We start from the raw sequence: 12,640 nt of genomic DNA, 5'->3' as shown, positions 1-12,640 counted from the left end.
CGAGGGCGGGAATCAGGCCGACTGCTTCTCGGCCGTGGCGATGGTGTCCAGGTAGAGCTCCTCGAAGTACCGCGCCAGCAGCGACTGGTGCTCGCCGAGGTAGCGCTTGAACGCGACGACGTCCTCGTCGCTTCGGAGCAGGTGCCGCACCGCCGCCCACACCTCACCGGGGTGGTCGTCGTTGATGTCGGTGTGCGAGTGGTTGATCTGGCCGCCGATGTTGTCCTCGCCGACCGAACCCTTCAGCGCCTCCAGCTTCCTCGGCTCCAGCTTCACGTTCACGTACTCGACCAGGTAGGAGTAGGCCACCACGCCGAGCGGCCCCTCGTGGTCCAGCAGGTAGGAGAAGTAGCCGGTCAGCAGCTTGGTCGACAGGTAGGGCTCGGTGCCCAGGAACTGCTCGCGCGACACCCCCACCCGCGCAAGGTCGCTGATGAACAGTTCGTCGTGGAGCATCTCCTCCTGTTCGTAGTTGGCCCAGACCTGGGCGGCCTCCGGGCTGCGCTTGGCGATCTCCACCAGCGCCTTCGCCTCGGACACCCGTAGCATCCGGATGCGCCAGGCGGTCTCGATCAGGTTTCGCTTGTAGTACGCGGAGTCGACGTTCTTGCCCTCCAGGTGCGCGGCCTCGGGGACGTTGGCGTACCACTCGAGGACCTGCTGGTCGAGCTGCTGGTCGATCTCGGCACGCAGCTTCGCCGAGGCGGCTGCGTTCAGGAACGGGGTGCGGTCCCCGTAGCCGACGTGGTGGACGCGGTTCTGCATGATGTCACCTTTCGTGTGGACACTCGGGTGGATCAGATGTCGTCGGCGACGCAGATGGTCGCGTCGCCCTGCAAGCGGCACTGGCAGGCCAGTCGATGGCTACCGCCGGTGCGGCCGAGGTCTTCCAGGAAGTCGAGCTCGTCGAGGTCGGGTTCGCCGAGGCAGCCGAACCCCTGCACCACCTCGATGACGCACGCGCCGCACGAACCGGAGCGGCATCCGAAGGGGATGAGCCGGTCCGGGGATTCGTACTCGACTTCCGTGAGGGGGGATCCGGCAGGGAGCAGGATCTCCGTTCCGGAGGGAAGGACGGTCAGTTTCTTCAGGGTCATGGCAGCAGCGCGGTGTCGCGGTCGGTGGAGTGTTCCGGTGCGAGCCGGGATCCGGGACGCAGGTCGACCGCCGCATGGTTCGCCGCAGTCGCCGCGTCCCCGAAACCGACTGAGATGAGCGGGACTCGACCCTCGTAATGACATATGTCGCCGACGGCGTACACGCGCGGAAGGTTCGTCCGCATCGCCCTGTCGACAACAATGCGATGGTTTTCCACCGTGAGCCCCCAACCGCCGATCGGTCCCAGGTTGGTGATGAACCCGAGAGCTGCGACCAGTGCCTGCGCGGGCAGCTTCATTTCTTCGTCGCCGGCTCGAATGCGTATGTCTTCGAGACGCCCTGCACCATTGCATTCCGTCACGCGCGCATCCGTCAAGACGCGGATATCGGCCGCGTACATCTGCTTGACGCTGTGCGGATGGGCGCGGAATTCCGAGCGCCGGTGCACGACAGTGACGCACCGGGCCAGCGGCGCCAAGGCGAGGGCCCAGTCGACCGCGCTGTCGCCGCCGCCCACGATCACCACGTCGCGCCCGCGGTGCTCCTCCAGACGCGGCACGTGGTAGGCCACGCCTCTCCCCTCGTAGGGGCGCAGGCAGTCCAGCGTGCGGGGCGTCGAGCGGCCCAGTCCGGCCGCGATCACGACCGCCTGGGCGTGGATCCGCCCGCCGCCGTCGAGTTCGATCGTCCAGCCCGCCTCCTGACTAGGCGTCAAAGAGGTTGCCGTCGTGCCGAGCAGGTAGTGCGGTTCGAAGGGAGCGACCTGGCGGACGAGGTTGTCGACGAGTTCCCGTCCGCGCACCACCGCGTGGCCGGCCACGTCGTAGATGTTCTTCTCCGGGTACAGGGCGGATATCTGCCCGCCCGGATGCGGCAGTGAGTCGACGACGGCACAGGAAAGTCCGCGGAATCCCGCACAGTAGGCGGCGTACAGTCCCGCCGGACCTGCTCCGACGACGGCGACGTCGACGTCGACGCGTTTATCGCTGTCGGGCAAGGCCGTTTCCACTTGGTCGCCCACGTGATCCATCCTGAGCTCCAGTCAATTCACGATGAATTCCGGGTCACTTCGATCGGGGGCCGATCTCATCGGGTCGGTTTTCATCCTTCATGCGGGCAATCGAATCGTCAAGGCAAGAGATGGACAGCAGATCCCCCACGGCTTTCTGCCCATGGGAAATTGCAGAGACCGTGGCGTTTCACAGGGGGCCGAAGGCCGTCCCTGTACGAGTGCGGTTCGTGCGCGGTTGGACACGCGCAGCGTCAGTCATCCGCGGCTGTGCGCGGGCTCTTCCGTGCGCGCCGCGAGCAGGTCGGCGAAGGCGTCCCAGGCGCGTGCGCACTCCCGGGCCGCCGCCGAGACCGCTGTCGTCGCGTGCGGCGGAACGCTGGCCAGGAGCTCCTCTCGGCGCTGCACCGGGAACCGGTGCATCATGAGCAGGCGGAGCAGTTGGCGGCCTTGCTCGCTGAAGCGAAGTGACGGGTCCCGCGTCGGGTCCCAGGCGCTCGCGGGGACGCGGTCTGACAGTCCGTCGGCCAACGGTGCCCCCCGCCGGTCGTCCTTCGGCTGCTGGCCGCTAGGGACGACGTTCTCTCCTCGTCGCAGGCGTTCGCGAACGTCGCGGACGGTCGAGGGGGACACGCCCGCTGCCCGCGCGACGGTCCGCAGCGATGCCTGCGGGTCTTTCTCGATCATCTCGCGTGCCCGCAGCCGCCCCTCCGCGCTGCTGACCGGACGGGAACGTCCGTCCCGGCCCATCCGGGACACCACGTCGGCGTCGGCGTCCTGCCGGAGCGAGCGGACGGTCCTGGCGGAGACACCGGCCACCGCGGCGATCGCCCGGTCGGACCACTGCGGGTGCGAGCACAGCAGTCGCCGGGTCGCCGCTGACCTGTCCTCGGCGGTGAGCGGGAGGCCGTGCGTGGTGTTCGCCTTGACCGCCCATGCGAACGCGTCCAGTTCACTGCCCTCGAAGTACCGTGCGGCGATGTGGGTCTCGCCCCGCAAGACGACGGCCTCCCATCGGTGCATCCCGTCGATGATCCGCATCGTTCCCGCGTGGACGACGATCGGCGGAAGCGCTGTCTCGCACTCCGCGAGGAGGCGGACGTGTCGGTCGTCGATGCCGGCCCGGCGCGGGGAATCGGCAGGGTGCAGCCGGTCGACAGCGATCTCGTGGACATCCGACAAGGAACCCTCCGACCACGCGGTCGTCTGTGCGCCCGCAGCTTCCGTGCTCATCACTGACCTCCAAGAGTGAACCGACGTCGGCTGGATCCGCCCCGGATTGACTCTGCGTTGGTTGCGTTCGACCAGGTCATCGCTACAAAAATAGGCTTTTTTATGATGTAGGGTGCGGGCCTGGAAGGCAAGGGGGGACGACGTCCGCGACCGCACACGCCGCCCGGGGCGGGCCGCCCGGCAACAGGGTCGTGAACGGCAGGTGGTCTTGACGGATCCGACATCGCGTCAAAAATCCTCTTACGACCATCAGCCAAGATCCGCACCGGCTCCCCGCGCCCCGTCCGCCGTGGATGACAAGAGGATGAAGTGACGCAGACACGAGCAATGCGCACCCGCAACCGAGTCCTGAGGGCTGCGGCCAGCGAGATAGTGCAGTCCGGGTACCACGGGACCACGCTGGCTCGCGTGGCGGCACGTGCGGATGTGACGTTGGGCGCCGTGAGCTTCCACTTCCCGACGAAACAGGCGCTGATCCAGGAGGTGTACCGCGACGGCGTGAAGCGCACATCGGTGGCCGTCGCGTCTCAGGCGGGAGATGACGCCGAGCCCCTGCAGCGCCTGGCCGACCTCACGTTACGTCTCGCGTCACTGCTGCTGAACGACGACGATCCCACCGTTCTCGCCTGCAGCCGACTGAGCCGGGACGACCCGACGGGGCACTTCGCCTGGCGAGACACCTGGTGCGGCCAGGTGGCGGGACTGGCGAACCGGGCGTGCGACGCCCCAACTGCCCTCGGAGCGTGCTCAAGTGAGACCATCGGCTTCCTCGTCCGCTGCCTGCTCATGGGGGTGGAAGCCTGGGCCGTCCACGCCGGAGCCGACCACCATGCGGCCCTCCGCCAGCTGGCGGCCGCGTGGCGCCAGGCCATGCCCGGCGGGCACATGGAAGCCGAGGGCTGACTGGTTATCGGGCCGTCCATCCCCCGTCGACGGGAATCGCCGCCGCCGTGATGAAGGAGGACCGGTCCGAACAGAGCCAGGCGGCGGCCTCCGCAACCTCCCGAGGCGCAGCGAGTCGGTGTTGGATCGCGCGCTCGGTGAACGGACCGTAGAGCTCGGGCGTGCGGGCCAGGGTCTCCTGCATCAGCTCCGTTCCGGTGCTCCCGACGACGAGGGCGTTGGCCCGGATGCCACGCGCGCCGTACTCGTCGGCGGCGGCTCGGGTCAGGCCGATGACCGCGTGCTTGGCCGCGATGTACGGCGCCGCGACTCCGGTGGCGCGCACGCCGGCGACACTGGACGTGTTGACGATGGCTCCCCCACTGCCGAGCGCCAGCATCGCCGCGATCTGCGCCCGCATCGCGTTCCAGACACCGCGCTGGTTCACGTCGATGATCCGGTCGTACTCGTCGTCGGCGATCTCGTGGAAAGCGGTGCCGGTGGAGGTCCATCCAGCATTGTTGAAGGCTGCGTCGAGCCCTCCGAACGCGTTGACGGCCTTGTCGACCACGTCGCGCATGTCCTGGGCGCGGGTGACGTCGCCGGGCGCCGCGATCGCTCGTCCGCCGGCCGCGTGGATCTCGGCGCACGTCTTCTCCAAGAGCTCCGCGCGGCGCGCGGTGAGCACCACGGCTGCGCCTTCGGCCGCGAAGAGATGCGCCGCCGCAGCGCCGATGCCGCTCGACGCGCCTGTGATCATGACTGTCTTGCCGTGGAGGAGGGGGTCGTTCGACACGGGGGCAGGCCGCCAATCATGACGTCGTTTCAGGCAGTGGTTTTATGCATTGGTTTCATGCGGTGGTTGCGAAGAGATGCGCGTTCGTCTGTGCCCATGAGGAGAAGGAGGTGGGTGACCGCCCGAGGAGGTCCTCCACGTCGCGAGTGGTCCTCTCCTTGGCGCCCGCCTGCTGGCGCTCCGCACTGGCCGTCAGGGCCTGCGTCATCACTTCGGGATACCGGCGGCGCCACCGCTCCTGGGCCTGCCCGATGGTCAGTTCGGCGCAGGCGAGCGGGCGTTGCAACACTGCGCCCAGGTGGTCCACCTGGTCCCGGGCCGAGAGCGGCTGGGGGCCCGTCAGTGAGTAGATCCGTCCGTGGTGACCGTCCTCAAGGAGGACACGACGGGCGACCTGGGCGATGTCGTGCGGCGCGATACAGGCGTTTCGGGAGGCGGGATACGGCGCCCACACGGTGGCTTCTCGGCGGATGTCGGACGCCCAGGACAGGGTGTTGGTCATGAAGGCACGGGGGCGCAGGATGGTCCACGGGATGCCGCTGCGCCGGATGCGGTCCTCGGCCGCACGCTGCCAGGAGGTGATCAGGTCCTGGGCCTGGGGATCGGCGACAGCCAGCGCGGACAGCTTGACGAGGTGGCCGACGCCCGCGGCCGAGGCGGCGGCGACGATGTTGGCATCGTGGTCCGGGCGGAGGGGGTTGCTGGTGATGACCAGTACGGCGTCCGCATCGGCGAACACCTCGGTCAGCCGCGCGACGTCCGCGAAGTCGGCGCCTGCCACGCGGCCGCCGAGTCCGGCGCTGTCCGGGTCGCGGGTGAGGAACACGCCCTGGCAGGAGGGCTCCGCGGCCAGAAGCTCCGCCACCTGACGCCCCACCGTGCCCGAAGCGCCGGTGACGACGATCCGGCGGCCGCCCCGTCCCGTTGAGCGCCCGAGCACGGCCCGACTGTCGATCGACATCTACTCGCCGCCTCGTCGTGCGGGATCGATGACGATGTCGGCGCGGGCCTCCTCGGAGACGATTCCGGGCAGCAGGACCTGCCACATCTCGCAGGTCCGGTCCATCAGATCGGCCCGGTCGCTGACGAGTTGGGAGTACAGCTGGACCCCGGTGCAGGCGCCGACCAGAAAGCGGGCGACGACCTCGGGGTCCACTCCGGACCGCAGAGCGCCGTTGTCGCGAGCGATCTGCAGGTGCTCGGTCATGATCGCGGCCCAGTCGTTGAACGAGGTGGCATCGCTCATGCCGTGCCCTCGCTGCTCGACAGCGAGGCGGACGCCGGCCCGCAGCAGCGGGTCGACCTGAAGGCGATGTGCCCAGACCAGCGTTATGTCGACGACGTGCTGCAGCCCCTCGGACTCCAACAGAGGCTCTATGACCTGTGGCTGACTGTTCATCACCGCCTCGGCCACGCCCTGCTTGTTCCCGTAGTGGAAGTACAGGGCTCCGAGCGTCAGCCCGGCTCGCTTGACGATGTCGGCGACGTTGGTCCCCTCGTAGCCGAACTGGTCGAACAGTTCGGCGGCTGCCACCAGCAGCCGCCGGCGGGTCTGCACCGCCCGCTCCTGCTTCAGGTCCGGCACGTCGTCACCCTCCGCTCATCGACAAAAAATAAATTTTCTTTTAGCCTACCACCTGCACTGCTCTTGCGACAGGTCATCCCAGCCCAGCACGAGGAGTCCCCATGCCCGCGAACATCCCCTGCCTTCCAGGCATCGCGGTACCGAAGCACTTGGTGCACAAGCGCGCACCCGGCGAGGTCTTCCTGACCGGCTGGCGCACACGTCCCGACGCCGCCGTCGTCATCACCGCCCAGTGGCCCCGTACGCACAGCTTCTACAGGCCTGTCCACGGGCGTTACGATTCGCTGCTGTTCGCCGAGACGCTGAGACAGACCCTTCCGCTCCTCTCCCACCAGGTCTTCGGCGTGCCCCTGGGCCACCAACTGATATGGGGAGACCTGTCGTTCAGCGTGAGCACCGAGGCCATGCAACTGGCCGACCAGCCCCAGGATGTGACGCTCTCCCTCACGTTCGGCGACGTCGTCCGCCGACGGGACAGCCTCACCGTCGGGTGTGTGAGCATGACGGCGGTCGCGCACGGGACGACGATCGGGCACGCCAGGACGCGCTTCTCCGCCCACAGCCCCGGCGTCTACCAACGCCTTCGCGCCGGACGCGCCGACCTCGCCACGGCCCGCGCCAACGCGTTGCACCCGGGACCCGGACTTCTCCCCGCCAGCGTGGGACGCCACCTGGCCCAGGACGTCGTCCTCTCCCCTACGCAGTCCCCCACGCAGCATGCCCGCACCTGGCGGCTGCGCGCGGACCTCGACCACCCGATCCTGTTCGATCACCCTGTCGACCACGCCCCCGGCATGCTCCTGCTCGAGGCCGCCCGGCAAGCCACGGTCTGCGGACACCCCGCGGGTAATGCGGCGGTCACCGACATGACGACGCGTTTCCATCGCTACGTCGAACTCGATCGCCCGGCCTGGGTCCGGTTGGCGCCCGGCGACAACAACGTCTTCCATGTGCGCGTCGACCAGGACGAGCGCACCTGCTTCGAAGCCGAAGTCGCCGCAGCGGCACCGCTGCCATCAGCCCTGCCCGATGACCGGGAACGGTTGCCCGCGGTTCCGTGTTGACGCGGCCCGCGTTCCGGCCCGCGTGACGGGCTGTGGGTCGGTCAGGTTACTTCTGCGTGACGCGCCTGGTTCTCCGGTTCTGATCCGGTAGCTTGGCCGGATCGCGGCACGAGGGGGTGCTCGCGTCTCTTCCTCCCACCCGAGGAGTTCGACGCCGATGAGACTGACTCCGCACGAGCAGGAACGGCTGATGATCCACGTCGCCGCCGACGTCGCCCTCGCGCGGCGGGGGCGTGGGCTGAGGCTGAACCATCCGGAAGCACTCGCGATCCTCACCGTGCACGTGCTGGAGGGCGCGCGCGACGGACGCAGCGTCACCGAGCTGATGGCGTCCGGACGGTCGGTGCTCGGGCGCGACGACGTGATGGACGGCGTGCCGGAGATGATCCGCGACGTGCAGGTGGAGGCGACGTTCCCGGACGGGACGAAGCTGGTCACCCTGCACGAGCCGATCCACTGAGCGGGGGCGCGACGTGATTCCGGGCGAACTGCTGCTGGGCGAGGGCGATGTCCCGCTCAACAAGGGACGGGCGGTGACCAGGCTGCCGGTGGTGAACACCGGCGACCGGCCGGTCCAGGTCGGCTCGCACTACCACTTCGCGGAGGCCAACCCAGGGCTCCGCTTCGACCGCGACTCCGCGCGCGGCCTGCGGCTCAACGTGCCTGCCGGGACGGCCGTCCGGTTCGAGCCGGGGATCCCGATGACCGTGGAGCTGGTGCCGCTCGGCGGTGCCCGCGAGGTGTGGGGGCTGCGCGGCGAGACCGCCGGGCGGGTGGACGGATGAGCGCCCACGAGATGAGCGCGACTAAGAAGAGCACCGCCGACGCGAGCGCCGGCAGGCCGAGCGCCGGTGACCCGCGCGCCGCCGCGCTGACCGTGACCCGGCGCCGGTACGCCGACCTGTACGGCCCCACGGCCGGGGACCGGATCCGGCTGGCCGACACCGATCTGCTGGTCGAGGTCGAGCAGGACCTGAGCGGCGGCGGGGACGAGGCGGTCTTCGGCGGCGGCAAGGTGATCCGGGAGTCGATGGGCCAGAGCCGTGTCTCCCGCGCCCAGGGCGCGCCCGACACCGTGATCACCGGAGCGGTGGTGCTGGACCACTGGGGCGTCGTCAAGGCGGACGTGGGCATCCGCGACGGACGGATCACCGCGCTCGGCAAGGCCGGGAACCCGGAGACGATGGACGGCGTCCACCCGCAGCTGGTGATCGGCCCGGAGACGGAGGTGATCGCCGGCAACGGACGGATCCTCACCGCCGGAGCCGTGGACGCCCATGTGCACTTCATCTGCCCGCAGTTGTTCGACGAGGCGCTGGCGAGCGGGGTGACCACCCTGCTCGGCGGCGGCACCGGCCCGGCGGAGGGATCGAAGGCGACCACGATCACGCCGGGCTCCTGGCATCTGGCGCGGATGTTCGCCGCCGCCGAGCAGTACCCCGTGAACCTCGGCCTGCTCGGCAAGGGCAACACCGTCGCGACCGAGGCGCTTCGCGCCCAACTGCGCGGCGGAGCAACCGGTTTCAAGATCCACGAGGACTGGGGCGCCACCCCGGCCGCCATCGACGCGTGCCTGCGCGTCTGCGACGAGAGCGGCGCGCAGCTCGCGCTCCACACCGACACCCTCAACGAGGCCGGGTTCGTCCAGGACACCCTCGCCGCCATCGCCGGTCGCGGCATCCACGCCTACCACGCCGAGGGCGCGGGCGGCGGGCACGCGCCCGACATCATCACCGTCGTCTCCGAGCCCAACATCCTGCCCAGCTCGACGAATCCGACCCGTCCGCACACCCGGAACACGGTCGCCGAGCACCTGGACATGCTGATGGTCTGTCACCACCTCAGCGCCGACGTCCCGGAGGACCTCGCCTTCGCCGAGTCGCGGATCCGGCCGTCCACCATCGCGGCCGAGGACGTGCTGCACGACCTCGGCGCGATCTCGATCATCAGCTCGGACTCGCAGGCGATGGGCCGGATCGGCGAGGTCGTCCTGCGCACCTGGCAGACCGCGCACGTGATGAAGCGGCGCCGCGGCTCGCTGCCCGGCGACGGGCGCGCGGACAACCTGCGGGCGCGTCGCTACGTCGCCAAGTACACGATCAACCCGGCGATCGCGCAGGGCATGGACGAAGAGATCGGCTCCGTCGAGCCGGGCAAGCTCGCCGATCTGGTGCTGTGGACGCCGGCCTTCTTCGGCGTGAAGCCGGACCTGGTGGTCAAGGGCGGGCAGATCGCCTGGGCGCAGATGGGCGACGCGAACGCGTCCATCCCGACGCCGCAACCGGTGCTACCGCGCCCGATGTTCGGCGGGGTCGGGCGGTCGCCGTCGGCGAACTCGCTCAACTTCGTGACGCCGTGGGCGCTGGAGGACGGGCTGCCGGAGCGACTGGGCGAACAGCTCGGCGTCGCCAAGGCGTTCGTGCCGATCCGCAACACCCGGGACGTGCGGAAGGAGCATCTGCGCGAGAACACCGCGCTCCCCCACGTCACCGTGGACCCGGACACCTTCACGGTGCGGATCGACGGCGAGGTGGTGGAGCCGCACCCGGTGGCGGAACTGCCCATGGCCCAGCGGTACTTCCTCTTCTGAGGCGCGGCCCGTGACGATGCATTCCTCGGTCCACCCCGCCCTGCTCGTTCTCGCCGACGGACGCTTCCCCGCGGGCGGCCACGCCCACTCCGGCGGCGTCGAGGCGGCTGTGCGCGCGGGGCGTGTGGGCGACGCCGCGAGCCTGGAGGCGTTCTGCGCCGGACGGCTGCACACGGTCGGACTGACCAACGCCGCCCTGGCGGCGAGCGCGGCGGCGGGCACGGACCCGCTCGCGCTCGACGAGGCGGCGGAGGCCCGCACGCCCTCGCCCGTGCTGCGGGCGGCCTCGCGCCGTCTCGGCCGCCAACTGCTGCGCGCGGCGCGGGCCGCCTGGCCCGACCCGGCGCTGGAGCGGCTGGCCGCAGCGTGCCCGGCCGGGGCGCACCAGCCGGTCGTGCTCGGCGTGACCGCTGCGGCGGCGGGTCTCGGCCCGGCGGACGCGGCGACAGCGGTGGCGTACGAGACGGTGTCCGGCCCGGTCACGGCCTGCGTGCGACTGCTGGGCCTGGACCCGTTCCAGGCCACGGCCGTGCTCGCCCGGCTGGCGCACGCCGTCGGCGAGGTCGCGGACCAGGCGGTCACCGCCGGGGAACTCGGCGACGTCGACCTGCTGCCGGTCCTCGGCGCGCCGCTGCTGGAGATCTCGGCGGAACAGCACGCGGCGTGGCCGGTCCGGCTCTTCGCCTCGTGACACGCCTGGCACCCGGCACGTGACACCCCGCCCGCATCGTCGCGGGCCGTCCCCACCATCCCCCGATGAACGGAGGCACCATGCACCGTGACCCCGACCTTCCCGCGCCCGAGCACCACGCGGCCCCGGCTCCGGCCGCCGCCAGAACCGGCTCCGGGACCCGGCGCGCCCTGCGGATCGGCCTCGGTGGGCCGGTCGGCTCCGGCAAGACGGCGACGGTCGCGGCCCTGTGCGCGGTGCTGCGCGACGAGCTCTCCCTTGCGGTCGTCACCAACGACATCTACACGACCGAGGACGCCGAGTTCCTGCTGCGCAACGCCGTGCTGCCGCCGGAGCGCATCACCGCGGTGGAGACCGGCTGCTGCCCGCACACCGCGATCCGCGACGACATCAGCGCCAACCTGGAGGCGGTGGAGGAGCTGGAGGCCGCGGTCGGCCCGCTCGACCTCGTCCTCGTCGAGAGCGGCGGCGACAACCTGACGGCGACCTTCAGCCGCGGGCTGGTGGACCACCAGATCTTCGTGATCGACGTCTCCGGCGGCGACAAGATCCCCCGCAAGGGCGGCCCCGGCGTCTCCACCTCCGACCTGCTGGTCGTCAACAAGACCGATCTGGCCCCGCTGGTCGGCGCGGACCTGTCGGTGATGGCCAGGGACGCGGCCGCGCAGCGCGGCGAACTGCCGGTCCTCTTCTGCTCGCTGGTGCGCCCGGACGGCGTCGCGCCGGTGGCGGCGTGGGTACGCGAGCGGCTTGCGGACTGGCGCCGGGCATGAGCGGTGTCACCGCCGTCGCCCGGATCCGCGTGACGGCGGACGGAAGCGGGGGCACGGCCCTGCGCGAGCTGACCGGCGAAGGGCCGCTCGCCTTGCGCCGCTCCCGCCACCCGGACGACGCGGGCGCGGCGCACGTGGTCCTGGTGGGCGCGATGGCCGCGCCCCTCGGCGGGGACCGGCTGCGCGTCGAGGTGGTCGTGGAGCCGGGCGCCCGACTGCTGGTCACCAGCGCAGCCGCCACCCTCAGCCTCCCGGGCCGGGATCCGGCACCGGCCCATTACGACCTGGACCTGACCGTCGCCGGGGACGCCGAGCTGAGCTGGCGTCCGGAACCGGTGATCGCGGCGGCGGGGAGCGAGCTGCGGCTGTGGACCCGCGTCCACCTGGACCCGCACGCCCAGCTGCTGTTCCGTGAGGAGCAGGTCCTCGGACGCCACGACGAACCACCTGGGCGCCTCACCTCCCGCCTGACCGTCCGCCAGGGCGACCGGCTCGTCCTCGACCAGTCCACCGACGTCGGCACCGGCGCGCCACCCGGCTGGGACGGCCCGGCGGTCCTGGCGGGCCGTCGCACGCTCGGCCAGTTGCTGACGACCCACGCGGTCACGTGCGAGGCATCAGGCGGGACGTCGGTCGGGGCTTCGGCGGAGGCGGCAGCCTTCCGGCTCGGCGAGGGCCTGACTCTGCTCACCGCCGTCGCCCCGGACATTCCCGCGCTCCGCGCGACGATGGCGGCGCCTTCTCCGGCGCCGGGATCCGTAGTCGTGAGCTGACTGATGAGCCGATCGGCTCTGTATGCCGGCCTGGCCCGCGACAGCCGGTCGCCGGGCTGGTTATATGGACGCAGCCGTCACAATCCGTTCTCCGGGCTGCCGAACAGCGACGAGTTCAGGCGGAGCTCACCGAGAGTACGGCACAG

The 12,640-nt window shown here is 70.5% G+C and carries 15 protein-coding genes; 8 read left to right on the top strand and 7 right to left on the bottom strand.

The window, feature by feature from the left end:
- Positions 1-12: 12 nt before the first annotated feature.
- The 4 genes from I2501_RS32775 to I2501_RS32760 all read right to left on the bottom strand — a co-directional run bounded on the left by I2501_RS32775 (position 13) and on the right by I2501_RS32760 (position 3,340).
- Positions 13-765 carry a hypothetical protein gene (locus tag I2501_RS32775; RefSeq protein ID WP_196197953.1) on the bottom strand — a complete coding sequence of 251 codons (753 nt, stop codon included), beginning with the start codon at positions 763-765 and terminating at the stop codon, positions 13-15.
- 32 nt (positions 766-797) lie between these two features.
- Positions 798-1,097 (bottom strand): 2Fe-2S iron-sulfur cluster-binding protein, encoded by a 300-nt coding sequence (locus I2501_RS32770; protein ID WP_196197952.1) that lies wholly within the window; start codon positions 1,095-1,097, stop codon positions 798-800.
- Positions 1,094-2,128: an NAD(P)/FAD-dependent oxidoreductase gene (locus I2501_RS32765; protein ID WP_196197951.1), complete on the bottom strand. Its 1,035-nt coding sequence runs from the start codon at positions 2,126-2,128 to the stop codon at positions 1,094-1,096. Before I2501_RS32765 ends, I2501_RS32770 begins: the two co-directional genes overlap by 4 nt.
- 237 nt (positions 2,129-2,365) lie before the next feature.
- Positions 2,366-3,340: a ParB/RepB/Spo0J family partition protein gene (locus I2501_RS32760; RefSeq protein ID WP_196197950.1), complete on the bottom strand. Its 975-nt coding sequence runs from the start codon at positions 3,338-3,340 to the stop codon at positions 2,366-2,368.
- Between the two features lie 327 nt (positions 3,341-3,667).
- Between I2501_RS32760 and I2501_RS32755 the strand changes: the two genes are divergently transcribed.
- A complete protein-coding gene (locus tag I2501_RS32755; protein ID WP_196197949.1) occupies positions 3,668-4,243 on the top strand; it encodes a TetR/AcrR family transcriptional regulator in 576 nt (191 codons plus the stop codon).
- Positions 4,244-4,247: 4 nt separating this feature from the next.
- On the opposite strand, the gene I2501_RS32750 is transcribed toward I2501_RS32755, so the two are convergent.
- From I2501_RS32750 to I2501_RS32740, 3 genes are all read right to left on the bottom strand, one after another.
- Complete coding sequence (locus tag I2501_RS32750; RefSeq protein ID WP_196198023.1) at positions 4,248-4,982, bottom strand: SDR family NAD(P)-dependent oxidoreductase; 735 nt, start codon at positions 4,980-4,982, stop codon at positions 4,248-4,250.
- Positions 4,983-5,073: 91 nt separating this feature from the next.
- Positions 5,074-5,979 carry an NAD(P)H-binding protein gene (locus I2501_RS32745; RefSeq protein ID WP_196197948.1) on the bottom strand — a complete coding sequence of 302 codons (906 nt, stop codon included), beginning with the start codon at positions 5,977-5,979 and terminating at the stop codon, positions 5,074-5,076.
- The gene (locus I2501_RS32740; RefSeq protein ID WP_196197947.1) at positions 5,980-6,603 is read right to left on the bottom strand and encodes a ScbR family autoregulator-binding transcription factor; all 624 of its coding nucleotides are present in this window, start codon (positions 6,601-6,603) and stop codon (positions 5,980-5,982) included.
- Between the two features lie 101 nt (positions 6,604-6,704).
- On the opposite strand from I2501_RS32740, the gene I2501_RS32735 reads away from it, so the two are divergent.
- The 7 genes from I2501_RS32735 (at position 6,705) to I2501_RS32705 (ending at position 12,494) form a co-directional block, all read left to right on the top strand.
- Entirely contained in the window at positions 6,705-7,667 is a 963-nt protein-coding gene (locus tag I2501_RS32735) for a ScbA/BarX family gamma-butyrolactone biosynthesis protein (RefSeq protein ID WP_196197946.1), read from the top strand.
- Positions 7,668-7,824: 157 nt separating this feature from the next.
- Positions 7,825-8,127, top strand: coding sequence for an urease subunit gamma (locus I2501_RS32730; RefSeq protein ID WP_196197945.1), 303 nt, complete (start codon positions 7,825-7,827; stop codon positions 8,125-8,127).
- 13 nt (positions 8,128-8,140) lie between these two features.
- On the top strand, positions 8,141-8,452 hold the full coding sequence (locus I2501_RS32725; RefSeq protein ID WP_196197944.1) for an urease subunit beta: 312 nt from the start codon (positions 8,141-8,143) through the stop codon (positions 8,450-8,452).
- Positions 8,453-8,463: 11 nt separating this feature from the next.
- Positions 8,464-10,257 carry an urease subunit alpha gene (locus I2501_RS32720; protein WP_196197943.1) on the top strand — a complete coding sequence of 598 codons (1,794 nt, stop codon included), beginning with the start codon at positions 8,464-8,466 and terminating at the stop codon, positions 10,255-10,257.
- A 16-nt stretch (positions 10,258-10,273) separates the two neighbouring features.
- Entirely contained in the window at positions 10,274-10,948 is a 675-nt protein-coding gene (locus I2501_RS32715; protein ID WP_196198022.1) for an urease accessory protein UreF, read from the top strand.
- 80 nt (positions 10,949-11,028) lie between these two features.
- Positions 11,029-11,721 (top strand): urease accessory protein UreG, encoded by a 693-nt coding sequence (gene ureG / locus I2501_RS32710; RefSeq protein ID WP_196198021.1) that lies wholly within the window; start codon positions 11,029-11,031, stop codon positions 11,719-11,721.
- Positions 11,718-12,494, top strand: coding sequence for an urease accessory protein UreD (locus I2501_RS32705; protein WP_196197942.1), 777 nt, complete (start codon positions 11,718-11,720; stop codon positions 12,492-12,494). Before ureG ends, I2501_RS32705 begins: the two co-directional genes overlap by 4 nt.
- The last annotated feature ends 146 nt before the right edge of the window (positions 12,495-12,640 follow it).

It is taken from the genome of Streptacidiphilus fuscans (genome assembly GCF_015690355.1).
Classification (GTDB): Bacteria; Actinomycetota; Actinomycetes; order Streptomycetales; family Streptomycetaceae; genus Streptacidiphilus; species Streptacidiphilus fuscans.
The sequence above is the reverse complement of the archived record's forward strand: the minus strand, read 5'-3'. Positions and strand labels throughout refer to the sequence as shown.